This is a genomic window from Streptomyces sp. NPDC000345 (assembly GCF_042898825.1).
Classification (GTDB): Bacteria; Actinomycetota; Actinomycetes; order Streptomycetales; family Streptomycetaceae; genus Streptomyces.
In genome coordinates this window covers 605646-627064 of record NZ_JBIAZE010000002.1, presented here as the reverse complement: position 1 = coordinate 627064, position 21419 = coordinate 605646, and the positions used below count along the sequence as shown (strand labels likewise).

General features: G+C 73.5%; 20 protein-coding genes and 2 tRNA genes. 10 read left to right on the top strand and 12 right to left on the bottom strand.

Annotation, left to right across the window (positions count from 1 at the left end; all coding sequences use genetic code 11):
- Positions 1–22: 22 nt before the first annotated feature.
- The 3 genes from ACFY30_RS07210 to ACFY30_RS07200 all read right to left on the bottom strand — a co-directional run bounded on the left by ACFY30_RS07210 (position 23) and on the right by ACFY30_RS07200 (position 2298).
- A complete protein-coding gene (locus ACFY30_RS07210) occupies positions 23–718 on the bottom strand; it encodes an endonuclease V (RefSeq protein ID WP_390844150.1) in 696 nt (231 codons plus the stop codon).
- A 60-nt stretch (positions 719–778) separates the two neighbouring features.
- The gene (locus ACFY30_RS07205) at positions 779–1111 is read right to left on the bottom strand and encodes a plasmid stabilization protein (protein WP_390844149.1); all 333 of its coding nucleotides are present in this window, start codon (positions 1109–1111) and stop codon (positions 779–781) included.
- 62 nt (positions 1112–1173) lie between these two features.
- Positions 1174–2298 (bottom strand): WD40/YVTN/BNR-like repeat-containing protein, encoded by a 1125-nt coding sequence (locus ACFY30_RS07200; RefSeq protein ID WP_390844148.1) that lies wholly within the window; start codon positions 2296–2298, stop codon positions 1174–1176.
- Positions 2299–2521: 223 nt separating this feature from the next.
- On the opposite strand from ACFY30_RS07200, the gene ACFY30_RS07195 reads away from it, so the two are divergent.
- From ACFY30_RS07195 to ACFY30_RS07180, 4 genes are all read left to right on the top strand, one after another.
- Positions 2522–2938, top strand: coding sequence for an SsgA family sporulation/cell division regulator (locus ACFY30_RS07195; RefSeq protein ID WP_390658549.1), 417 nt, complete (start codon positions 2522–2524; stop codon positions 2936–2938).
- 279 nt (positions 2939–3217) lie between these two features.
- Positions 3218–4840: an ABC-F family ATP-binding cassette domain-containing protein gene (locus ACFY30_RS07190; RefSeq protein WP_390844147.1), complete on the top strand. Its 1623-nt coding sequence runs from the start codon at positions 3218–3220 to the stop codon at positions 4838–4840.
- 160 nt (positions 4841–5000) lie between these two features.
- The gene (gene ddaH / locus ACFY30_RS07185) at positions 5001–5777 is read left to right on the top strand and encodes a dimethylargininase (protein ID WP_390844146.1); all 777 of its coding nucleotides are present in this window, start codon (positions 5001–5003) and stop codon (positions 5775–5777) included.
- A 218-nt stretch (positions 5778–5995) separates the two neighbouring features.
- A complete protein-coding gene (locus ACFY30_RS07180) occupies positions 5996–6970 on the top strand; it encodes an acyl-ACP desaturase (protein WP_390844145.1) in 975 nt (324 codons plus the stop codon).
- Positions 6971–7404: 434 nt separating this feature from the next.
- On the opposite strand, the gene ACFY30_RS07175 is transcribed toward ACFY30_RS07180, so the two are convergent.
- From ACFY30_RS07175 to ACFY30_RS07155, 5 genes are all read right to left on the bottom strand, one after another.
- Positions 7405–7480, bottom strand: a tRNA-Trp gene (locus ACFY30_RS07175).
- 74 nt (positions 7481–7554) lie between these two features.
- The gene (locus ACFY30_RS07170) at positions 7555–8769 is read right to left on the bottom strand and encodes a ribonuclease inhibitor (RefSeq protein WP_390844144.1); all 1215 of its coding nucleotides are present in this window, start codon (positions 8767–8769) and stop codon (positions 7555–7557) included.
- Positions 8766–10112 carry an SDR family NAD(P)-dependent oxidoreductase gene (locus ACFY30_RS07165; RefSeq protein ID WP_390844143.1) on the bottom strand — a complete coding sequence of 449 codons (1347 nt, stop codon included), beginning with the start codon at positions 10110–10112 and terminating at the stop codon, positions 8766–8768. The genes ACFY30_RS07170 and ACFY30_RS07165 overlap by 4 nt, the downstream gene beginning before the upstream one ends.
- 28 nt (positions 10113–10140) lie before the next feature.
- Positions 10141–10212: transfer RNA gene (locus tag ACFY30_RS07160), tRNA-Glu, on the bottom strand.
- Positions 10213–10378: 166 nt separating this feature from the next.
- Positions 10379–10624, bottom strand: a complete 246-nt coding sequence (locus ACFY30_RS07155) for a WhiB family transcriptional regulator (RefSeq protein ID WP_390821884.1) — start codon at positions 10622–10624, stop codon at positions 10379–10381.
- A gap of 267 nt (positions 10625–10891) precedes the next feature.
- Here ACFY30_RS07155 and ACFY30_RS07150 point away from each other — a divergent pair, with 267 nt between their 5' ends.
- The gene (locus ACFY30_RS07150; protein ID WP_390844142.1) at positions 10892–11683 is read left to right on the top strand and encodes a VOC family protein; all 792 of its coding nucleotides are present in this window, start codon (positions 10892–10894) and stop codon (positions 11681–11683) included.
- 232 nt (positions 11684–11915) lie between these two features.
- Here the strand turns inward: ACFY30_RS07150 and ACFY30_RS07145 are convergent, their stop codons facing one another.
- A complete protein-coding gene (locus tag ACFY30_RS07145; protein WP_390844141.1) occupies positions 11916–12941 on the bottom strand; it encodes a LacI family DNA-binding transcriptional regulator in 1026 nt (341 codons plus the stop codon).
- Between the two features lie 173 nt (positions 12942–13114).
- A complete protein-coding gene (gene ligD, locus ACFY30_RS07140) occupies positions 13115–14152 on the bottom strand; it encodes a non-homologous end-joining DNA ligase (RefSeq protein ID WP_390844140.1) in 1038 nt (345 codons plus the stop codon).
- Positions 14153–14226: 74 nt separating this feature from the next.
- On the opposite strand from ligD, the gene ACFY30_RS07135 reads away from it, so the two are divergent.
- On the top strand, positions 14227–15306 hold the full coding sequence (locus ACFY30_RS07135; protein ID WP_390844139.1) for an ATP-dependent DNA ligase: 1080 nt from the start codon (positions 14227–14229) through the stop codon (positions 15304–15306).
- 399 nt (positions 15307–15705) lie between these two features.
- On the opposite strand, the gene ACFY30_RS07130 is transcribed toward ACFY30_RS07135, so the two are convergent.
- A complete protein-coding gene (locus tag ACFY30_RS07130) occupies positions 15706–16896 on the bottom strand; it encodes a zinc-dependent alcohol dehydrogenase (protein WP_390658559.1) in 1191 nt (396 codons plus the stop codon).
- A gap of 177 nt (positions 16897–17073) precedes the next feature.
- On the opposite strand from ACFY30_RS07130, the gene ACFY30_RS07125 reads away from it, so the two are divergent.
- A complete protein-coding gene (locus tag ACFY30_RS07125) occupies positions 17074–18099 on the top strand; it encodes a DUF3048 domain-containing protein (RefSeq protein WP_390844138.1) in 1026 nt (341 codons plus the stop codon).
- A gap of 15 nt (positions 18100–18114) precedes the next feature.
- Here the strand turns inward: ACFY30_RS07125 and ACFY30_RS07120 are convergent, their stop codons facing one another.
- Positions 18115–18579: a MarR family winged helix-turn-helix transcriptional regulator gene (locus ACFY30_RS07120; RefSeq protein WP_390844137.1), complete on the bottom strand. Its 465-nt coding sequence runs from the start codon at positions 18577–18579 to the stop codon at positions 18115–18117.
- Positions 18580–18790: 211 nt separating this feature from the next.
- Here ACFY30_RS07120 and ACFY30_RS07115 point away from each other — a divergent pair, with 211 nt between their 5' ends.
- Genes ACFY30_RS07115 through ACFY30_RS07105 form a run of 3 tightly spaced genes read left to right on the top strand, consistent with a single transcriptional unit; the run spans position 18791 to position 21404 of the window.
- Complete coding sequence (locus tag ACFY30_RS07115; protein WP_390844136.1) at positions 18791–19546, top strand: CoA transferase subunit A; 756 nt, start codon at positions 18791–18793, stop codon at positions 19544–19546.
- The gene (locus tag ACFY30_RS07110; protein ID WP_390844135.1) at positions 19546–20193 is read left to right on the top strand and encodes a CoA transferase subunit B; all 648 of its coding nucleotides are present in this window, start codon (positions 19546–19548) and stop codon (positions 20191–20193) included. Before ACFY30_RS07115 ends, ACFY30_RS07110 begins: the two co-directional genes overlap by 1 nt.
- Positions 20190–21404 (top strand): thiolase family protein, encoded by a 1215-nt coding sequence (locus ACFY30_RS07105; protein WP_390844134.1) that lies wholly within the window; start codon positions 20190–20192, stop codon positions 21402–21404. Before ACFY30_RS07110 ends, ACFY30_RS07105 begins: the two co-directional genes overlap by 4 nt.
- The last annotated feature ends 15 nt before the right edge of the window (positions 21405–21419 follow it).

The following is a 21419-nucleotide window of genomic DNA, read 5'->3' as shown; positions in this document are numbered from 1 at the left end:
GACGGCGTACTCAGGACACGGCTCAGGCGCCGCCCGTCGCCTCCCGAAGTGCCCGCCGGCACAGTGCGTCGGCCCTGCGGGTCGTCTCGGGGAGGCGGAACCGCGGGGTGAGGGCCAGGGTGTGGGCGCAGGCGTTCTCCAGGTTCACCCGGTGGCCGACGGAGACGAACACCGGTTTGACGCCCGCCCGGGTGCGCAGGGCCCGCCCCACCTCCTCGTCGCCCGCGAGCAGCGGCGAGGAGGAGCCGCGCGCCGCGTCCGGATCGTCGTAGGTGAAGGTGAAGGGGTTCTTCGCCACGCCGATCGTGGGCAGACCGGTGAGCACGCCGAGATGGCTGGCGAGGCCGAAACGGCGCGGGTGCGCGAGTCCGTAGCCGTCGCAGACGACCAGGCCGGGCGTGCACGGCAGCGCTTCGAGGGCGGCCAGCACGGTGGGGATCTCCCGGAAGGCGAGCAGACCGGGCACGTACGGGAACGAGATCCGCCCGACGGCGGTGGCCTCGGCGACGACGTCGAGGCTCGCCGCGTCCAGGACGACGGCCGCGGCCGCCACGACGTCCCGCTCGTCGTCGTAGGCGACGTCGACCCCCGTCACCCGCCCCGTCCCGGGTCGCGGCCCCGGCTCGTCGAGAACCACCTCGGCCCGCAGCTCGTCCTGGACGGCTCGGGCCTCCTGCTCGGTCGCGGGCCAGCCCGCGGGAATGCTCACGGTCGTCATGATGAGGACGAGCGTACGACTCCCGCGCGCGGGCCCGCGATCGGGTCCCCCCGCGGCCCGTCAGCCCTTCCCGCCGCTCAGGGCACGCTGCAGCTGACTCTTGTTCATGTCCGAACGGCCCTTGATGCCGCGCTGCTTGGCCTCCTCGTAGAGCTGGTCGTACGTGGGCCCCTGGGAGCCCTTGCCGGACCGCCGGCCGCCCCGCTCGCCGGACGACATGTCCTGCGTGGAGGTGCGGCTCGCGGTCTTCGCCTCACCGGACCGGGCACGCTCCTTGTTGACCGTCCGCGCGGCGATCTCCTCGGCGCGTCCGGTGCTCTCACCCCGGTCCTGCGCGCTCTTCTTGATGTGCTCGTACTGGCGCTCCCGCTTCGGGCTGGAACCGCGTGGCATGTGCGCTCACTCCTTCCAGGTGCGCTGCCCTTCGTGTGCGCGGTCCGAGTACCCCGAATCGGTCAGCTCTCCAGCCGTGCCACCCGCCCCCGTTCGCCGGCGGCCCAGCAGCCGAGGCCGGCGGCGCAGTCCACGGTGTCGTAGGAGCCGGTGTCGAGGGTGCGCCAGGTGCTGCCGCCGTCGGTGGTCAGGTCGGTGCCCGAGGGGCCGACGGCGAGGGCGGCGGTGCGGCTGTGCGGGAGCCAGGTCACGCCGGAACGGTAGGCGGGCGGCGCGGTGGTGGCGGGGCGCCAGCTGCGCCCGGCGTCGCCGGTGGTGGCGGCGGACCGCGGGGAGGGCTGGTCGGTGCGGTAGTCGCCGCCGACGGCGAGGCCGTGCGCGCGGTCGCGGAAGGCGAGGGCGAAGACCCCGCGCGCGGGATCGCCCGCCGGGACGGGGGTGTCGGCGGCCGTCCAGGTCAGTCCCCGGTCGGCGGAGTGCAGTACACGCGCGCGTGCCGCTCCGCCGGTGGCCAGCCACACGTCCCGGGGCCCGGAGGAGACCAGGCACTGGCCACTGGCCGCGAAGCCCGCCTCGCCGTCCAGGGCGGCCGGCATGCCCGCGTCGGGCAGCACCTTCCAGGAGCGGCCGCCGTCGTCTGTCGACAGGATGCGGAACCTGCCGTCGACCGGGTCGCTCACGGCGAGGCCGTGGCGGCGGTCGAAGAAGGCCAGGCAGTCGTAGAAGGCCCTCGCGTCGGTGTTGCGGAAGGACTCCGTCCAGGTCGCTCCGCCGTCCTCGGTGCGGTAGACGCGCGAAGCCTCGCCCTCGCCGATCGCGAGCACCACCGCGCGGCGCGCGTCGAACGCCTCGATGTCCCGGAACTGCAGGTCGGCGGCGCCGGGCGGCGAGACGTTCCGCCAGCTCGCCCCGCCGTCGGTGGTGCGCAGCACCGTGCCCTGGGTGCCGGAGACCCAGGCCGTGTGCCGGTCCACCGCGGACAGCCCTCGGAAGCGTACGGACGTGCTCCCGGTGTCCTTCAGGGCCCAGTGGGGGTTCCCGTGATCCCCGTGGGCCTGGGCCACCGGCGCCGTCAGGACGGCCAGCAGCGCCCCGCAGGCCGCCGCGACCGCCCGTAAGCCCTTCGTCGCCGTCCTCGCCGTCCTCGCCGTCCGTACCGTGCGTCGCGTCTTCCCCAAGCGCCTCATGGCGCGGGAAGCTAGCCCACGGCCCCGGTGGCGTCCAGAGGCCCTCGCACGCCTCAACCGCCCTGCCGGACACGGCAGGAGAGGTGGGTCACTCCCGTGCATGAAGGCGGTGACCGAGGTCACTCGGAATCAGTGTGCACGGATCGGCCGGTTCCAGCGTCTCTTCCTGTATCCGGTCCCACCCGCCCGGAAGTCCGTTCGACCTCGACAAGGGAGCAAGGCGTTGTCCACCGTCATCGAGCAGCCCGTAGAGGCCCGCCTGGTCGCCGCCGCGCCTCGGATGCCGAGCATCCCCGCCATGCTGCACTACGACCGGAGCGATCCCTTCGCCGTCCGCATGACCTTCCCGGCGCCGGCGACCCTGGAGGGCGTCGAGGTCTGCTGGACGTTCGCCCGCGAGCTGCTCTCCGCCGGCCTCGAGGAGGCCGAGGGGCACGGCGACGTCCGCGTCCGCCCCTATGGGTACGACCGCACCGTGCTGGAGTTCCACGCTCCCGAGGGCACCGCCGTCGTGCACGTGCACTCCTCGGACATCCGCCGCTTCCTGCGGGCCACGAGCGAACTCGTCCCGGTCGGCCGGGAGCACCTCCAGCTCGACCTCGACCACGACCTGGCCGAACTGATGCGGGACGCCTGCTGACCCGGCGGCTTTTTTTAATCCTTTGACGGGGCTGCCGGCCCCTCCTATCGTCTGAAGCGGTCCTGTTGCCGTCGATTGGAGAAGGACGTTGCTCGTCTGAGGTCCTGAGACACCGCGCCACCCGTACGGGTGAGCGCTGCGTGCGACCTCGGCGTTCGAGCCGTCCTTGCGCAACAGGGCTCTTTGCATGCCCGCGCTCCCCGCTCCCGCGGTGGTCGCCGCCCTCCGGTGTCTCGACACGCGTCTGCCCTGACCGCACACGCCATCGCGAGGCCCCCTGTGACACGATCCATCACCTGCTCCTCCCTCTCCTTCTCCTGGCCCGACGGCACCCCCGTCTTCGAGGACCTCGACGTCGCCTTCGGCCCCGGCCGGACCGGCCTCGTCGGCGTCAACGGCTCCGGCAAGTCGACCCTGCTGAAACTGATCGCCGGACGGCTCACCCCGGCGGGCGGCACCGTGCGGATCTCGGGCGAGGTCGGCCACCTCCCGCAGAACGTCACGCTGGACACGGCGCTGAGAGTCGACGACGCCCTCGGCATCGCCGCACAGCGCGCAGCCCTGCACGCCATCGAGGCCGGCGACGCCCGCGACAAGCACTTCGAGACCGTCGGCGACGACTGGGACGTGGAGGAGCGCGCCCTGGCCACCCTCGGCGAACTCGGCCTCGGCCACATCGGCCTGGACCGCACCGTCGGCGAGGTGTCGGGCGGCGAGTCCGTGCTGCTGCGGCTGGCCGCTCTGCTGCTGCGCCGCCCGGACGTCCTGCTGCTCGACGAGCCGACCAACAACCTCGACCTGTACGCCCGGCGCCGGCTGTACGCGGCCGTCGCGTCCTGGCCCGGCGTGCTGATCGTGGTCAGCCACGACCGGGAGCTGCTGGACCTCGCCGACCAGATCGCCGACCTGCGGGCCGGGGAGATCACCTGGTACGGCGGCAACTTCTCCGCCTACGAGCAGGCCCTCGCCACCGAGCAGGAGGCCGCCGAGCGCATGGTGCGCGTCGCGGAGGCCGATCTGCGCAGGCAGAAACGCGAGCTGGCCGACGCCCAGGTCAAGCTGGCCCGACGCAAGCGGTACGGGCAGAAGATGTGGGACCAGAAGCGCGAACCGAAGATCGTCATGGGGGCGCGCAAGCGCGCGGCGCAGGAGTCCGCCGGAAAGCACCGCATCCTGCACGAGGAGCGGCTCAGCGAGGCGAGGGAACGGCTCGACGAGGCCGTGGAGGCCGTACGGGACGACGACGTGATCCGCGTCGACCTGCCGTACACGGCCGTCCCCCCGGGGCGTGACGTCCTCACCCTGCGGGATCTGGAACTGGCGTACGGCGCGCGCGTGGCGGGCGGTGTCGAACTGCGCGGGCCGGAGCGGGTGGCGCTCGTCGGACGCAACGGCGCCGGCAAGACGACCCTGCTGCGCACCATCGCCGGCGAACTGGCGCCGGTCGCGGGCGAGGCGCACGCGCACGTGCCGCTGCGTTTCCTGCCGCAGCGCCTGGACGTGCTCGACGACCGGCTGACCGTCGCCGAGAACGTGGCGCGGTTCGCGCCGGCGGCCACCGTCAACCGGATCCGGGCCCGGCTCGCCCGCTTCCTGTTCCGGGGCGCCCGCGCCGACCGGACGGCGGGAACGCTGTCCGGCGGGGAGCGCTTCCGGGCGGCCCTGGCGGCGCTGATGCTCGCCGAGCCGGCGCCCCAGCTGCTGATGCTGGACGAGCCGACGAACAACCTCGACATGGCGAGCGTCCGCCAGCTCACCACGGCCCTGGAGTCCTACGAGGGCGCCCTCGTCGTGGCCAGTCACGACCTGCCGTTCCTGCAGTCGCTCGGCATCACCCGCTGGCTGCTGCTGGACGGGGAGTTGCGGGAGAGCAGCTTCGAGGAGCTGGCGGATCCGCACTAGGCGGCCGGTCTCAGGAGGGGCACAGGCCGGCGACAGGGGTTTTGTCCTGGTGGACCGGCGCTGCATGATGGCGGACCGGCGCCGTGTCAGGGGCGCCGGGCGGGCCCGCGGCGTGATCCGCCGGGCGGGCCCGAGCCACCGCCGATTCGGAGACCCGTCCGTGCCCAGCAAGAAGGCCCTCGTCCGCCGCCCCGGCCCCCGTCTCGCCGAGGGTCTGGTGACCCACATCGAGCGGGAGAAGGTCGATGTGGAGCTCGCCCTGGAGCAGTGGGAGGCGTACGCGGAGGCCCTGCGCGCGCACGGCTGGGAGACGATCGAGGTCGACCCGGCCGACGACTGCCCGGACTCCGTGTTCGTCGAGGACACGGTGGTCATGTACAAGAACGTCGCCCTGATCGCGCGCCCGGGCGCCGAGTCCCGGCGCGAGGAGACCCAGGGGGTCGAGGAGGCCGTGGCCCGTCTGGGCTGCTCGGTGAACTGGGTCTGGGAGCCGGGCACCCTGGACGGCGGCGACGTGCTGAAGGTCGGCGACACGATCTACGTCGGCCGGGGCGGGCGGACCAACGCCGCCGGAGTGCAGCAGGTGCGGGCCGCGTTCGAGCCGCTGGGGGCGCGGGTCGTCGCCGTACCGGTGAGCAAGGTGCTGCACCTGAAGTCGGCGGTCACCGCGCTGCCCGACGGCACGGTGATCGGGCACATCCCGAAGGTGGACCGGCCCTCGCTGTTCCCGCGCTTCCTGTCGGTGCCCGAGGAGGCCGGCTCGCACGTGGTGCTCCTGGGCGGCCCCCAGCTGCTCATGTCGGCCGGCGCCCCGAAGACGGCGGAGCTCTTCACCGACCTCGGCTTCGAGCCCGTGGTGGTGGACATCAGCGAGTTCGAGAAGCTCGAGGGCTGCGTGACATGTCTCTCGGTGCGACTGCGGGAGCTGTACGCCTGAGCGGGTGAACGGATCGGCTGATCAGCCCTGGGACCTGCGGATCCCGGGGCTGTTGCGCGGTCCGGAATTGCGTTGTCGAGCCCGGCTGATCAGCGGTCTTTACAGCGCCCTTAACCTACGGCTTCGTAACCTACGGCTTCGTAGCCTACGATCCCGTAAGTTCCGGTTCCGCTCGCCGGAGTGTTCCGCTCCGCTTTCCCGTCCCCCTGGAGTACCTCGTGACGATCGCCACCCCTCATCTCGGCAGCTCCGCCGTCTGGACCGACGCCAAGCTGCTGTACGCCCTGGAGGAAGTGGTCGAGACGGAACTCAACCGGCATCTCAAGGTCGCCAAGGACTGGATGCCGCACGAGTACGTGCCCTGGAGCGACGGCCGCAACTTCCCCGGCTTCTTCGAGGACGGCGAGGCCTGGGACAAGGAGCAGTCCAAGGTCACCGAGATCGGCCGTGTCGCGCTCGTGGTGAACCTCCTCACCGAGGACAACCTCCCGAGCTACCACCACGAGATCGCCAGCCTGTTCGGCCGGGACGGCGCCTGGGGCACCTGGGTGCACCGCTGGACCGCCGAGGAGGGCCGGCACGGCATCGTGATGCGCGACTACCTGCTCGCCTCGCGCGCGGTGGACCCGGACAAGCTGGAAGCGTTCCGCATGGCCCACATGAGCGAGGGCTTCGAGTCGGACAACCGCCACTCGATGCTGCACTCGGTCGCCTACGTGGCCTTCCAGGAGCTCGCGACGCGCATCTCGCACCGCAACACCGGCCACCAGTCCGGCGACCCGGTCTGCGACCGCATGCTGTCCCGCATCGCCACCGACGAGAACCTCCACATGGTCTTCTACCGCAACCTGCTGAAGGCCGCCTTCGAGCTCGCCCCCGACCTCACCATGCAGGCGGTGCGGGACGTCATCGTGAACTTCCGCATGCCCGGCCACGGGATGCCCGGCTTCGAGCGGTTCGCCGCGCAGATGGCGATCGGCGAGGTCTACAACCTGCGCATCCACCACGACGACGTGCTCCAGCCCGTGCTGCGCCACCTCAAGGTCATGGACATCGACGGCCTCGGCACCGAGGGGCGGCAGGCGCAGGAGGAGCTGGGCCTGTTCCTGAACGGGCTGGACACGGAGGCCCGGAAGTTCGACGAGAAGCTGGCCGCGCGCAAGGCACGGATGGCGGCGCGCGCCGGAGCCTGATCCGCACCCGGCCGGGCGCATCGGCATCCCGGTGCGCCCCGGCAGCCCGCCCACGGCATCGGTCCGCCCGGGACGCCACGTCATCCTGCCTACGGCGACAGCACACGCTGTGTCCACGGGACGCCCCTCGGCACCGAACCCGCACCCATGGGTCCCTCCCCTGCGGGGCGAGGCACCCGGCCGCCCCGGCCCCGGGCGCGCGGGCGGGCCCGGCAAGGCACCCGGCCGGCCGGGGAGCCGTTCGGGCACGGCCCCGTCGGTGCCCCGCGCGCGACGGAACCCCTGTGCCCTGCCCTGCACACCGGGCTCCCTGTGCGCGCGCCGGGACCCTCCGCCCGTGCCGCGTGCCCGGTCCGGCGTTCCCGTCGCCTGTCGCGGGACGGAGCCGCGTTGGTGACGACGGCCGCTGTCATCGGGTGAGCCACGGCCGAGGGGGCGGGGTGGCTGGATTCGAACCAGCGTGTTCCGGTTCTGGAGACCGGCGCGCCTGCCTCTGCGCTACGACCCCGCCCTTGGCGCAGATCGTAGTGGCCCGGCCCGTCGCCGGTCGCTCCGCTCCCCCTGTGGCAGCGGGGCGAGGGGGCTCAGTCCTCGGCCGGCGCCGGTGCCGTGCGGTGCACACTGCGTACGGCGGCCACGTCGCGTGGCACGGCCGGCGGCGGGACATGGGCGCTCAGGGCCGTCAGGCGGCGCTTGACGCTGGTCGCGACGCCCTGGCCGAGCACGAAGCGGGTGGCCGTGCCGGCCCGCGCCGCGTGGTCGAGGAGGCGGTGGGCCTCGCGGCTGCGCAGGCCCGTGTGGCGCAGGAACAGATGGGCGAGGCGGTGTTCGCCGGCCGCCAGCGTCTGCCCGACGGCGTCGGCGGCCGCGAGATCGAGCCGGTTGTCCGCCGCGCCGAGCACGCCTGCGGCCCGGACCCGGCCGAGGTCCAGCAGAGTGACGCCGGCCGAGGCGGCCGCGCCCACCAGCCGGGCGGCGGCCCGCGGTCCGATGCCGTTGCTGGCGACCGAGAGCCGGGTGAGCCGCCCGTACGGCGCCCGGGCCAGCGCGTCCGCGAGACGGAGGGCGCCCGCGTCGCCCAACCGGGCGGCGGACACATAGAGTTCGTCGACCGCGCCGACTGCGATCACCGCGCCGAGCGCCTCGGCCCCCGGCTCGCCCAGCGGGTTGCCGCCGGCGAAGAGCCGCTCGACACGGCGTCCGTCGCCGGCCGCGGCCAGCATGGCATCGGCGAGGTCGAGGGCGCCCGCCGCGTCCAGGCCCGTCTGGACGAGGTCGAGGGTGCGCAACGTCCGTGCGGACGCGATGAGTTCGGCCGCCGCCCGACCTCCCCCGCCGCCGAGCGGATTGCGCTTGAGCCAGACGCCGGTGACGACCTGCGGCGAGGCGCGCAACTGGTCGGCGATCCGGCAGGCGCCGCCGGCGGTGATGCCGTTGCAGCCGAGGTAGAGCGTCTCGACCGGCGCGTCCGTGGCGGCCACGGCGGCGGCACCGGCGTCGCCGAGGGCGTCGGTGCCCAGCAGCAGATGCCGTACGGGCGACGGGCCGTCGGCCAGGGCCTCGGCGACCAGCGCGGCACCCTCCGCGCCCAGCCCCTGCTTGCACAGGTCGAGGCGGCCGTCCGGCAGGGCCGTCCCGGCGGCGAAGTCCAGCCGCTCCCCCGCCGGCCGGCCCGCGCGCAGCCAGTCGAGCAGCGGGACCAGATCAGTGAGGGGACGGGGAACGACAGGGGGCACTCCGGCGAAACCGGCCCGCCCGGTGCCCGGCCCCGGCCCGGCCGCCGTGTGCTCCTCGCTCACCACTCCGCCTCCCGGTAGTCCTTCAGGAACACGCCCGACACCGGGTTTCCGGCCTCGCCGCGCACGATCGGGTCGTACACCCGGGCCGCGCCGTCGACGACGTCCAGCGGGGTGCGGAAGCCGGCTCCCGCCATGCGGGCCTTCTTCGGCGCCGGGTTCTCGTCGGTGATCCAGCCGGTGTCGACCGCGCACATGTGGACGCCCTGCGCGGCCAGTCCGGCGGCGCTGGTGCGGGTGAGCATGTTCAGGGCCGCCTTGGCCATGTTGGTGTGCGGGTGACCGGGCATCTTGTTGCGCACGGCGAACCGGCCCTCGACGGCGGTCACGTTGACGACGTACCGGCGCGGGTGCGGGGAAGCGAGCAGCAGCGGCAGCAGCCGGTCGCACAGCAGGGCGGGGGCGAGCACGTTGACGAGCTGGGTCTCCAGTACCTCGGCCGGGTCGAGCGCGCCGAGCGTCGCGGACCAGGAGTTCTCCGGGGAGGGGTCGGGCAGCAGACCCGCCTCGTCGGCCTCGCGCAGGGCCGCCGGAAGAGAGGCGGTCCCGCCCTGGAGCATGCGCATCGGCGCGAACCCGGGGGCCTGCCGCGCCCCCTCGGGCAGCGCGTCGTGCTCGCCGGCCGCCAGCAGGGCGTAGGACTGCGGGGGGCGGCGCACGGTCTGGGCCGCGTTGTTGACGAGGACGTCGAGTGGCTCGCCCTCCGCGCGCAGGTCCTCGCACAGGCCCAGCACCTGGCGCGGGTCGCGCAGGTCGACGGCGAGGACGGTGAGCCGGTCCAGCCACTTCCCGCTGGCCGGCTCGGCGCGGAAGCGGCGCACGGTGTCGTGCGGGAACCGCGAGGTGACCAGAACCTCCGCGCCGTCCCGCAGCATCATCAGCGCCAGCTGGAAGCCGATCTTCACCCGTCCGCCGGTGAGCAGGACCCGCCGCCCGCTCAGATCGGTGCTCAGGGCCCGGCGCGCGGTGTTGTCGGCGGCGCACCCGGGGCAGAGCCGGTGGTAGAAGGTGTCGACCTGTCGATACGGCGCCTTGCAGACGTAGCAGGTGCGCGGCCGCTGGAAGACACCTGCGCGGCCGGTGCCGGCGTCCGTCAGGGGCGCGTCCTCGCGGCGGTCCGGGGCACCGGTCGCGGTCGCGGCCATCGCGGCGGCGTCGGCGGCGGACACCTCGGCGCCCCGGGCCTTGCGCCGTCCGAGCCGGCCGTCGCGCGCGAAGGACGCGGCGACCTGCTCGGCCCGCAGCCGTACGGGATCGTCGACGGGCAGGGCGCGCAGCTTGCCCACGACCCGGTGGAAGGCGGCCAGTTCCGCCTCGGTGACCGCCGCCGTGCTCCGCTCGCCCATCCGTCCCGCCCCCGTGCTCGCCCTGCCGTGGTCCCGACCGGATTCGAACCGGCGTATCCACCTTGAGAGGGTGGCGAGTCTGCCTCTGCTCTACGGGACCCTTCGCGCGCCCGGACGACCGGATGCGAACCCGGCGTGTCCGGCTGGGCGAGCCGGCGCGACTGCCTCCGCGCTGCGTCCGGAGGCGCTCCCGGATCCTAACCGCACCCCCGCGATGCGGTCGCCCGGATTTTCGGGTCGCCCTCCGTCCGTCGCGTGACGGCGGGTCAGCGGGAGGTGCGCCGGATCTGCAGGCGCTCCTTCTCGGACAGACCGCCCCAGACGCCGAAGCGTTCGTCGTTGGCCAGGGCGTACTCGAGACAGGCGGGCCGCATGTCGCACATGCCGCAGATGCGCTTGGCCTCCCGCACCGAACTGCCGGGCTCCGGGAAGAAGAAGTCCGCCCCGGTCTGCGCGCACAGCGCCTCCTGCTGCCAGCCGAGGTCGGGGGTGGGGATCGTGTCGGTATGCATGCCGGCATCGTGGCGCGCGGCGAAAAACGTCCGATCAACGCCCGATATACGCGGCGCGCCAGGGCCTCCGGCCGCCTCGATGATGGCCGGGGGCACGCCGTGGCGCACGGCGGCGCGCGGGGCGCCCGCAAACGCGGGGGCCGCGCACGGTGACCACGGGTGACCGCTCGGGCCGCCGCGCCGGTGGCCGCGCTCCGGCAGCGATTGTCAGTGGGCGGTGCGAGACTCGGCAGTGCAGACAAGGGGACCCTTGTGAGGAGGGCGAAGATGCTCACCACCCGTTTCGTCGACGGCGCCCCGAACTGGATCGACCTCGGCACGCCGGACATCGAGGGCGCCACGTCCTTCTACGGCGCCCTCTTCGGCTGGAGCTTCCGGTCGGCGGGGCCCGAGGCCGGCGGTTACGGCTTCCTCCAGCTGGACGGGAGGACCGTGGCGGGCGGCATGCAGAACCCGCCCGAGCAGGGCCCGCCGTCCTGGACGGTGTACTTCCGGACACCGGACGCGGACGCCACCGTCAAGGCCGCCGAACAGGCCCACGGCCGGGTGCTGTTCGCCCCCATGGACGTGATGGGGAAGGGCACGATGGCGATCCTCGCCGACTCGGCCGGGGTGCTGTTCGGTCTCTGGCAGCCGGGGCTGACCAAGGGCGTGGACGTGGCGGGCGATCCCGGTTCGCTGTGCTGGGTGGAGCTGTACACGCCCGACATCGCCGCCGCGGCCGCCTTCTACCACGCGACGCTGGGCCTGGAGACCTCCGCCGTCCCCTTCCCCGGCGGCACCTACACGTGCGTGAACCCCGCCGGAGCGGGCGAGGACGCCATGTTCGGGGGTGTCGTACCGCTGGCCGACGACCCGGTGGAGGCGCGGTCGGGCGCGTACTGGCTGCCGTACTTCGAGGTCACGGACGTCGACGCGGTCGTCGCCGAGGCCGAGCGGCGGGGCGGCACGGTCCGGATGCCGGCGACGGACGTCGAGGGCGTGGGCCGCATGGCCAGGCTGGCCGACCCGTACGGGGCCCGCTTCGCGGTGATCAGAAGCGCACCGCCGCAAGCCTGAGGACGGCCGGCCCCGGTCACCCGCGTGCGCGACGCCGGGGGCACCGTGTCGCGGGCCTGTGGCGCAGGTGGCGTCGTCGCCCGCAGTGCGGCCGCGCGGCGTCGATGGGGCCCCTCCCGCCCGCGAGGGGCCGAGCGTCGGGGAACATGCTCTCGGCATGCCGCCCGGAAGCCCCGGGAGCGCCGGGAGCGTGCCCGGCACCGCGCGGCGGGCGCCGCTTTCGCGGCAGACCCTAGGCCGAGGCGCGGCGGACCAGGGTGGTCGGCAGGACCACGCCGGCCGGGGGGTCGTCGGTGGTGTGCGGGTCGAGGCGGCGCAGCAGGAGGCGGGCCATGATCCGGCCCATCTCCTCGATGTCCTGACGGATCGTCGTCAGCGGCGGGTCGGTGCCCTCGGCGACCGGCAGCATGTCGTCGAAGCCGACCACGGCCACGTCCTCGGGCACGCGCCGTCCGTGTTCGCGCAGGACGCGCAGAACGCCGGAGGCGGTGAGGTCGTTGGCGGCGAACACCGCGTCGACGTCGGGGCGGCGGTCGAGGAGTGCGCGCATCGCGCGCTCTCCGCCGCCGGGTGTGAAGTCGCTCGCCACCACGAGCCCCGGGTCGGCCTCGCCCATGACGTCCCGGTAGCCGTCGAGGCGGTCCGCGGCGGAGGTCTGGTCGAGGGCGCCGGTGATGTGCGCGACGCGGGTGCGGCCGAGGCCGACGAGGTGGCGTACGGCCTCGCGGGCGCCGCCGCGGTTGTCGCTGTCGACGTACACGACATCGCCGCTGCCGTCGCTCCAGCCGGGGCGGCCGCCGAACACGGTGGGGACACCGGCGCCCTGGATGAGGCCCGGGAGGGGGTCGTCGAGGTGGAGGGAGAAGACCAGGGCGCCGTCGACATGGCCGCCGGCGAGATAGCGGGCGACGCGCGCGTGGTCGTCGCGGCCCTCGGTGAGCAGCAGTACCAGCTGGTTGTCCTGGGCCGTCAGCTCCTTGCTGATGCCGCGGAGCTGGAGCGCGAAGAAGGGGTCGGCGAAGACGCGGGTCTCCGGTTCGGCGATCACGACGGCCACGGCGCCGTGCCGCTTGGTCACCAGGCTCCGCGCGGCCTGGTTGGGCACGTACCCGAGCTCCTCCACGGCCCGCCGCACCCGCTCCACCAGCGGCTCCCGGACCCCGTCGCCGCCGTTGACGACCCTCGACACGGTGGCCCGGGACACCCCGGCCCGCGCGGCCACGGCCTCCAGGGTGGGACGCTGCGCGGTCTCGGTCACGTCGGGGCTCCTCCTCGGTGGATGCGGATCAGGATAGCTCCGGGGACGGCGGGCGGTGAGAGCGCTCTCGCCGCCGGCCGACGACCGACACGCGGTGACGCGGGGCGGCGCGGGGCGGCGACCGGGGCAGTCGGGCGGTGTGGCCGTCGGGGGCCGGTCGGGTGGGCGTCGGCTCACTCCGGGGGAGATGCCTGCTTGGGGGCCTCGGGGCGGGCCCTGCTCGGCTGGACCCGTTTCGGTTCGCCCGGCATCTTCGGGTACTCCGGGGGGTACGGGAGGTCGCCCAGGCCGTGGTCGTGTTCGTCGCGGCGGGCGAGGTCCAGGAGGGGCTCCAGGGAGTAGGCGTGCTCGTCCATGTCGGCGTGGACGTCGCCGAGTTCGGCGTACCGCACCGGCATGGTCGCGATGTCGAAGTCGCGGGGCCGGGCCACGCCGACCTCCTCCCAGCGCAGCGGCGCCGAGACGGGGGCGTGCGGGCGGGGGCGTACCGAGTAGGCGGAGGCGATGGTGCGGTCGCGGGCGGTCTGGTTGTAGTCGAGGAAGATGCGCTCGCCGCGCTCCTCCTTCCACCACTTGATCGTCACGCGGTCCGGCATACGGCGTTCCATCTCGCGGCCGACGGCGATGGCGGCGCGGCGGACCTGGGTGAAGGTCCAGCGGGGCTCGATCGGCACGAAGACGTGCAGCCCGCGGCCGCCCGAGGTCTTGGGCCAGCCCCGCAGACCACCGAACTCGTCGAGGACGGCGCGCAGTTCGTGGGCGGCGCGGACGGCGTCGTCGTAGTCGGTGCCCGGCTGCGGGTCGAGGTCGATGCGCAGTTCGTCGGGGCGGTCGACGTCGTCGCGGCGGACCGGCCAGGGGTGGAAGGTGAGGGTGCCGTACTGGGCGGCCCACAGCACCGCCGCCTCCTCGGTGGGGCACATCTCGTCGGCGCTGCGCCCGCTGGGGAAGGTGATGTGGGCGGTCGGGATCCAGTCGGGCATGCTCTTCGGGGCCCGCTTCTGGAAGAAGGACTCGCCGGTCACGCCGTCGGGGTAGCGCTCCAGGGTGGTGGGGCGGTCGCGCAGGGCACGCAGGATGCCGGGGGCGACGGCCTGGTAGTAGCGGGCGAGGTCCAGCTTGGTGAAGCCGCGCTCCGGGAAGAAGACCTTGTCGGGGCTGGACAGTCGTACGGTCCGGCCGCCTGCTTCCAGTTCCACCGCGTCGCCCATGCGAGCCACGGTAGGCGCAACGCCCAGGGCGCGCACACCGGGCGATCCGCCCGGGGCGGGCGCAGAATCGGAGCATGGATCTGCCGGTGATGCCACCCGTGAAGCCGATGCTCGCCAAGTCGGTGGCGGCGATTCCGCCGGGCATGCAGTACGAGGCGAAGTGGGACGGGTTCCGGGCGATCGTGTTCCGCGACGGGGACGAGGTCGAGCTGGGCAGCCGTACCGGAAAGCCGTTGACGAGGTACTTCCCGGAGCTGGTGGAGGCGCTGAAGGAGCGGGTGCCGCCGCGGTGCGTACTGGACGGGGAGATCGTGATCGCGCGGGAGGGGCGGCTGGACTTCGACGCCCTCACCGAGCGCATCCACCCGGCGGCGTCGAGGGTGCGCACGCTCGCCGAGCGGACCCCGGCCTCCTTCGTGGCCTTCGATCTGCTGGCGCTGGCGGACACCGCGCTCCTCGACGTGCCGCTGACGGACCGGCGGGAGCTGCTGGCCGGGGCGCTGCGGGAGGCGACCCCGCCCGTGCACCTGGCTCCGGCGACGACCGACGTCGAGGTGGCCCGGCAGTGGTTCGAGCAGTACGAGGGCGCCGGTCTGGACGGTGTGATCGCCAAGCCGCCGGCCCTGCGCTACCGGCAGGACGAGCGGGTCATGTTCAAGGTCAAGCACGAGCGCACCGCGGACGTGGTGGTCGCGGGCTACCGCTTCCACAAGAGCGGTCCCGTGGTCGGCTCGCTGCTGCTGGGCCTGTACGACGACCGGGGCGCGCTGCAGCACGTCGGGGTGTCGGCGGCGTTCCCGATGAAGCGCCGGGCCGAGCTGGTGGAGGAGCTGGAGCCGTTGCGGATGGCGGACGCGCAGGGGCATCCGTGGGCGGCCTGGTCGGAGGAGGCGGCCCATGAGACGGCCCGGCTGCCGGGCGCGCCGAGCCGCTGGTCGGGCAAGAAGGACCTGTCCTGGGTGCCGGTCAGGCCGGAGCGGGTGGCCGAGGTGGCGTACGACCACATGGAGAACGGGGCGCGGTTCCGGCACACGGCCCGTTTCCGCCGCTGGCGCCCGGACCGCACCCCGGAGAGCTGCACGTACGCGCAGCTGGAGGAGCCGGTGCGCTACGACCTCGCGGAGATCCTGGGGGCGCCGCCCAGGACGGTGTGACGCACCGGGCTCCGGGCCCGCAGCGGTCCACCGCCGCCCCCCAACCGGCGCCGGCGGCGCCCGAACGGCCCCGCCGGGTGCCCGGCGGCTTCCAGGAAGGGCGACCTCCCGGCCCTCGCCTCCGGAAGGGAGACTCACCGGGTTCCCCTGAGGGAGACTCACGCACCGCCTGGGTGACACCGGCTGAGGCCTCGGCGTGGCCCATGGCACTCCACCAGGATGTCGGCGCCGGCGCGGGCCGGGGGCGAGGCCCGGTCCGCCGCGGTCCGCCGCGCGGACCCCGAACGGACCCCGAACGGCGCCTCACGGCCCCCGGCTGCCCGACGGCTGCCCGACGGCTGCCGGGAGCGCGACGTCCGAGCTTGCGGAAGGGTGGCTCCGGCCTCCCCGAGGACCGCCTCACGGCGTCATGAGGATCTTCACCGCGCCGTCCTGCTTCCGCTGGAACATCTCGTAGGCGTGCGGCGCCTCCGACAGCGGCATGCGGTGGGTGGCGAAGTCGTCGACGCCGAGGGGGTCCTCGTCGGTGAGGTACGGGATGATGTCGTCGCTCCAGCGGCGGACGTTGGCCTGGCCCATGCGGATCTGGAGCTGCTTGTCGAACATGGTGAGCATCGGCAGCGGGTCGGCCATGCCGCCGTAGACGCCGACCAGGGAGAGGGTGCCGCCGCGCCGTACCAGCTCGATGGCGGTGTGCAGGGCGGCGAGCCGGTCGATGCTGAAGCGCTCCGCGAGGGGGCCGCCGATCCTCCGCGGCAGCAGCGCCGACGCGTTCTGGACCAGGCGGGCGGCCGCGCTGCCGTGGGCCTCGGTGCCGACGGCGTCGATCACGGCGTCGGGGCCGCGCCCGTCGGTCTCGTCGCGGATGGCGGCGACGAGTTCCTTCTCGCTGTCGAAGCTGCGCAGGTCGAACGTGGTCACCCCGCGCACCCGGGCCCGCCGCAGCCGCTCGCCGACCAGGTCGACGCCGAACACCTGGCCGGCGCCGCGCACCTGGGCGATACGGCAGGCCATGTCGCCGATGGGGCCGAGGCCGAGCACCGCGACGCTGCCGCCCTCGGGTATGTCGGCGTAGGCGACGGCCTGCCAGGCCGTCGGCAGGACGTCGGAGAGATAGACGAACCGGTCGTCGGGCGGGCCCTCGGGGACCTTGATCGGGCCGAACTGGGCCTGCGGGACGCGCAGATACTCGGCCTGGGCGCCCGGGACCGCGCCGTACAGGCGGGTGTAGCCGAACAGGGCGGCTCCCATGCCCTCGCCGGTGACCTGGGTGGTCTCGCACTGCGTGGGCAGGGAGTTCAGGCACATCCAGCAATTGCCGCAGGCGATCTGGAACGGCACCACGACCCGGTCGCCGGCCATGAGGTCGGGCACTCCGGCACCGACCTCCTCGACGATGCCCATCGGCTCGTGGCCGAGGATGTCGCCCGGGGTCATGAACGGGGTGAGCACCTCGTACAGGTGCAGGTCGGAGCCGCACAGTCCGGTGGACGTGATGCGGATGACGGCGTCCGTGGGTTCCTGGATCACCGGGTCGGGCACGGTCTCCACCCGGACGTCCCGCTTCCCCTGCCAGGTCAGTGCCTTCATGGTGCCGTGCTCCCTCCGCCGGTCCGGTGCGCCCCGGCGGGTCCGGGACTCCCGGGTCCTGGCTGCGCCCCGGGTACCCGAGCACTCCCGCGCGAATCGTGACGGCGGCACCCCATGCCCACAGATGGCCACAACCGAACAGACAAGCGCACAATCAAGACACGAGACGGGGTGGCCATGACAGGCACGCAGCGTTCCAGACGTACGGCGCACGGGGTGCGCGCGGAGGGCTCCGCGGCGACGGCGAGGGCATCGGCGACCGCGGCACTGCTCGCCGCCGCCCTGGCGCTCTCCCTCGCGGCGGGCTGCACCACCGGCCGTGACCCCACGGAGGACGACGGCCGGAGCACGTCGGGGAGACCCACCGGCCCGAACCCGTCCACCGGGCTCGGTCAGGTGCTCGCCGTGAAGATCGACAACGCGGACGCGGCCCGCCCGCAGACCGGGCTGGACGCCGCGGACCTCGTGTACGTCGAGCAGGTCGAGGGCGGGCTGAGCCGGCTGATGGCCGTGTACGCGAGCACGCTGCCGGAGACCGTCGGACCCGTGCGCAGCGCGCGCGAGTCGGACCTGGAGCTGCTGCGCCAGTTCGAGCGGCCGGTGCTGGCCTTCTCCGGAGCGCAGCACAAGCTGCTGCCGCTGATCGACCGGGCGCCGCTGGACGCCGTGACGCCCGGCGAGGCGGCCGGTGTCTACTTCCGCGGTCCGGACCGGGCCGCACCGCACAACCTCTATCTGCGTCCGGGGCGCCTGCTGTCCTCCGCGCCCGGCGCGGCCGCGCTGACCACCGGTTTCCGCTACGGCGCGGCGCCCCCCGGCGGCACGGCCCGCGGTTCGTACACCGTGCGCTACCCGGCGGCCCGCTTCACCTTCACCTGGTCGGCGGACCGGTCGCGCTGGCTGGTCTCGATGGACGGCACGCCGGCCGTGACGGCCGAGGGGCGGCGGGTGGCCCCGGCCACGGTGGTCGTGCAGTACGTGAAGGTGCGCGAGTCGGCCTTCCACGACTTCCTCGGCAACAACACGCCGTACACCGAGACGGTGGGCTCGGGGCGGGCGGAGGTGCTGCGCGACGGGCGGGTCCACGACGTCCGCTGGAAGCGGGCGACGGCGCGGGACGGCACGGACTTCACCACCAACGACGGCAAGCCGGTCGGCTTCGCGCAGGGGCAGGTGTGGGTGGTGTTCGCGAAGGCGCCCTGACCGGACGGCGCCCGGTCAGCTGTGGCCGACGAAGGGTTCCGCCGGGTTGCGCAGGTTCTCCGCCGCGTCCGAGACCCGCCGGATCAGGTCGAAGAACTGCGCCTGTTCCGCTGCGGAGAGCGGCGCCAGGAAGACCTGGTTCATCCGGGCCGTGCGCACCGTCAGCCGACGGTGGGTGCGCATCCCCTCCTCGGTGAGCCGCAGCAGGGAGCGGCGGCCGTCCGCGGGGTCGCGGACCTTGTCGAGCAGCCCTCGCCGGCTGAGCCGGCTGATCACCTCGGCGATGGTGGAGCGGTCGAGGCCCACCCGCTCCCCCACGGTGCGCTGGTCGAGGCCCGGCTCGGCGACGAGCGTGTTGAGGACCGCGAACTGCGGGGAGGTGATCTCCTCGGAGACCATCGTGTTCCACAGCAGGTAGTGCGCCTGCTGCAGCCGCCGGGCGAGGTGCCCGGGGTGGCTCGAGAGGTCCACCGCGGCCATGTGCGCTCCTCAGCGTGAGATTCGATCGGTGCACTGAACGATACCGCCCGGAAGCTGGCGTCGCCTCCCCATCCGGTGTCCTTCATCATCCCCTCTGCCTGGAGTCTTGACGAGTCGGACCTCCGATGGCAGCGTGTGGGCAACCTCGAAGAAATACTCAGTGCCCTGATTAATTGGTCGCTGGACGCTCGGAAGAGATGGGGCTCGACGGATGGACAAGGTGGTCGCCACGGCCCGGGAGGCGGTGGCCGACGTGCCGGACGGCGCGTCGCTGGCAGTGGGTGGCTTCGGACTGAGCGGCGTGCCGAACGTCCTCATCCAGGCCCTGTACGAGCGGGGAGTCACCGGTCTGTCGGTCGTCTCCAACAACTGCGGGGCCATGGAGTCGGGCCTCGCCGTCCTGCTCGCCGCCGGGCGGATCTCCCGGGTGACCGGTTCCTACATCGGCGCGAACAAGGAGTTCGCCCGTCAGTACCTGGCCGGGGAGCTCGAGGTCGAGATGATCCCGCAGGGCACCCTCGCCGAGCGGCTGCGGGCCGGCGGCGCCGGCATCCCCGCCTTCTACACCCCCGCCGGGGTGGGCACCCAGGTCGCCGAGGGCGGACTGCCGTGGCGCTACGACGGTGAGGGCGGCGTCGCGCTGGCCTCGCCGCCGAAGGAGGTGCGGGAGTTCGACGGCGTGGAGTACGTGCTGGAGCGCGGGATCCGCACCGACTTCGCGCTGGTCAGGGCGGCCCGCGGCGACCGGCACGGCAACCTGGTCTTCAACAGGTCCTCCCGCAACTTCAACCCCCTCTCCGCGATGGCCGGGAAGATCACGATCGCCGAGGTCGAGGAACTGGTCGAGCCCGGCGGGATCGACCCGGACGCCGTGCACCTGCCGGGCATCTTCGTGCAGCGCGTGATCGCGCTGACCCCGGAGCAGGCGGCCGACAAGAAGATCGAGCAGCGGACGGTGAGCAGCTGATGGCCTGGACACGTCAGGAGATGGCCGCCCGCGCCGCGCGCGAACTGCGGGACGGCCAGTACGTCAACCTCGGCATCGGACTGCCGACCCTGATCCCCAACTACCTCCCCGCGGACGTCGAGGTGGTGCTGGAGAGCGAGAACGGCATCCTGGGCACGGGTCCCTACCCCACCGAGGAGCAGGTCGACCCGGACCTGATCAACGCCGGCAAGGAGACCGTGACGGTCCTGCCGGGCGCCTCCTTCTTCGACTCGGCGCTCTCCTTCGGCATGATCCGCGGCGGTCACATCGATGTCGCCGTGCTGGGCGCGATGCAGGTCTCCGAGCGGGGCGACCTGGCGAACTGGGCGATCCCGGGCAAGATGATCACCGGGATCGGCGGTGCGATGGACCTGGTCCACGGCGCCCGCACGGTCATCGTGGTCATGACGCACACCGCCAAGGACGGCAGCCCCAAGATCCTTGCCGACTGCGCTCTGCCGCTGACCGGCAAGGCCTGTGTGAACCGGATCATCACCGACCTCGGCGTCCTCGACGTCACCGGGGACGGCCTGGTGCTGGTGGAGACCGCACCGGGTGTCACGTCAGAGGAGATCGTGGCGAAGACCGCCGCGAAGGTCCGCGTCGCCGAGGAGATCCAGCCATGAACAAGGGCCTCAGGACCGTGTACGTCGTCGACGCCGTCCGTACCCCGGTCGGCCGCTACAACGGCGGGCTGGCCTCGGTGCGCCCGGACGACCTGGCCGCCCACGCCATCAGCGCACTCGTCGCCCGGACGCCCGCGCTGGACCCCGCCCGCATCGAGGACGTCTACTTCGGCAACGCCAACGGCGCCGGCGAGGAGAACCGCAACGTCGCCCGCATGGGCGCGCTGCTCGCGGGCCTGCCCACCTCCGTGCCGGGTGTCACCGTCAACCGGCTGTGCGCCTCCGGCCTGGAGGCGGTGATCCAGGCGGCCCGCGCCATCGCGGCCGGCGACGCCTCCGTCGCCGTGGCCGGCGGAGTGGAGTCGATGACCCGGGCGCCGTACGTGCTGCCGAAGTCGGACCGGCCGTTCCCCGCGGGGCACGCCGAGCTGTACTCGACCACGCTGGGCTGGCGGATGGTCAACCCCAGGATGGACCCGCAGTGGACCGTCCCGCTGGGCGAGTCGGCGGAGCTGATCGCCGACAAGCACAAGATCAGCCGCGAGCAGCAGGACGAGTTCGCGCTGAACAGCCACCGCAAGGCCGCGAAGGCCCAGGCCGAGGGGCTGTTCGACGCCGAGATCGCACCCGTCGCGATCCCGCGGCGCAAGGGCGAGCCGGTGGTCCTCGGCGCCGACGAATGCGTACGGCCGGACGCCTCGCTCGCGGCGATGGCCAGGCTGAAGCCGTCCTTCCGTACCGAGAACGGCACCGTCACCGCGGGCAACGCCTCGCCGCTCAACGACGGAGCCGCTGCGCTCCTGCTCGTCGACGAGGAGGGGCTGAAGGCCACCGGCCGGGAGCCGCTGGCCCGGGTCTCCGCCACCGGGGTCTCGGCGATCGACCCGCACTACTTCGGGCTCGCCCCCGTCGAGGCCGTCGAGCGGGCGCTCGCCAAGGCGGGCAAGGGGTTCACCGACCTCTCCGTGCTCGAACTGAACGAGGCGTTCGCCGCCCAGGTGCTGGGCTGTGTCGCCGAGTGGCCCGAGTTCGACCCGGCGGTCCTCAACCCGCAGGGCGGCGCCATCGCCCTCGGTCACCCGCTCGGCGCCTCCGGCGCCCGCCTCGCCGGCACCGTCGCCCACCAACTGGCCCGCCGGGGCGGCGGCGTCGGTGTCGCCACCCTCTGCATCGGTGTGGGCCAGGGTCTCGCCCTCGTCCTCGAACGTTAGGCCTCCAGGAATCGC

Coding starts and splice junctions, on each gene's coding strand:
- ligD (WP_390844140.1), bottom strand. CDS start 14,152: ATGGGCGACGCGGTGGAACTGGAAGCAGGCGGCCGGACCGTACGACTG.
- ACFY30_RS07210 (WP_390844150.1), bottom strand. CDS start 718: ATGACGACCGTGAGCATTCCCGCGGGCTGGCCCGCGACCGAGCAGGAG.
- ACFY30_RS07200 (WP_390844148.1), bottom strand. CDS start 2,298: ATGAGGCGCTTGGGGAAGACGCGACGCACGGTACGGACGGCGAGGACG.
- ACFY30_RS07120 (WP_390844137.1), bottom strand. CDS start 18,579: ATGGCCGCGGTGGACCTCTCGAGCCACCCCGGGCACCTCGCCCGGCGG.
- ACFY30_RS07165 (WP_390844143.1), bottom strand. CDS start 10,112: ATGGGCGAGCGGAGCACGGCGGCGGTCACCGAGGCGGAACTGGCCGCC.
- ACFY30_RS07205 (WP_390844149.1), bottom strand. CDS start 1,111: ATGCCACGCGGTTCCAGCCCGAAGCGGGAGCGCCAGTACGAGCACATC.
- ACFY30_RS07150 (WP_390844142.1), top strand. CDS start 10,892: ATGCTCACCACCCGTTTCGTCGACGGCGCCCCGAACTGGATCGACCTC.
- ACFY30_RS07115 (WP_390844136.1), top strand. CDS start 18,791: ATGGACAAGGTGGTCGCCACGGCCCGGGAGGCGGTGGCCGACGTGCCG.
- ACFY30_RS07125 (WP_390844138.1), top strand. CDS start 17,074: ATGACAGGCACGCAGCGTTCCAGACGTACGGCGCACGGGGTGCGCGCG.
- ACFY30_RS07105 (WP_390844134.1), top strand. CDS start 20,190: ATGAACAAGGGCCTCAGGACCGTGTACGTCGTCGACGCCGTCCGTACC.
- ACFY30_RS07130 (WP_390658559.1), bottom strand. CDS start 16,896: ATGAAGGCACTGACCTGGCAGGGGAAGCGGGACGTCCGGGTGGAGACC.
- ACFY30_RS07110 (WP_390844135.1), top strand. CDS start 19,546: ATGGCCTGGACACGTCAGGAGATGGCCGCCCGCGCCGCGCGCGAACTG.
- ACFY30_RS07135 (WP_390844139.1), top strand. CDS start 14,227: ATGGATCTGCCGGTGATGCCACCCGTGAAGCCGATGCTCGCCAAGTCG.
- ACFY30_RS07155 (WP_390821884.1), bottom strand. CDS start 10,624: ATGCATACCGACACGATCCCCACCCCCGACCTCGGCTGGCAGCAGGAG.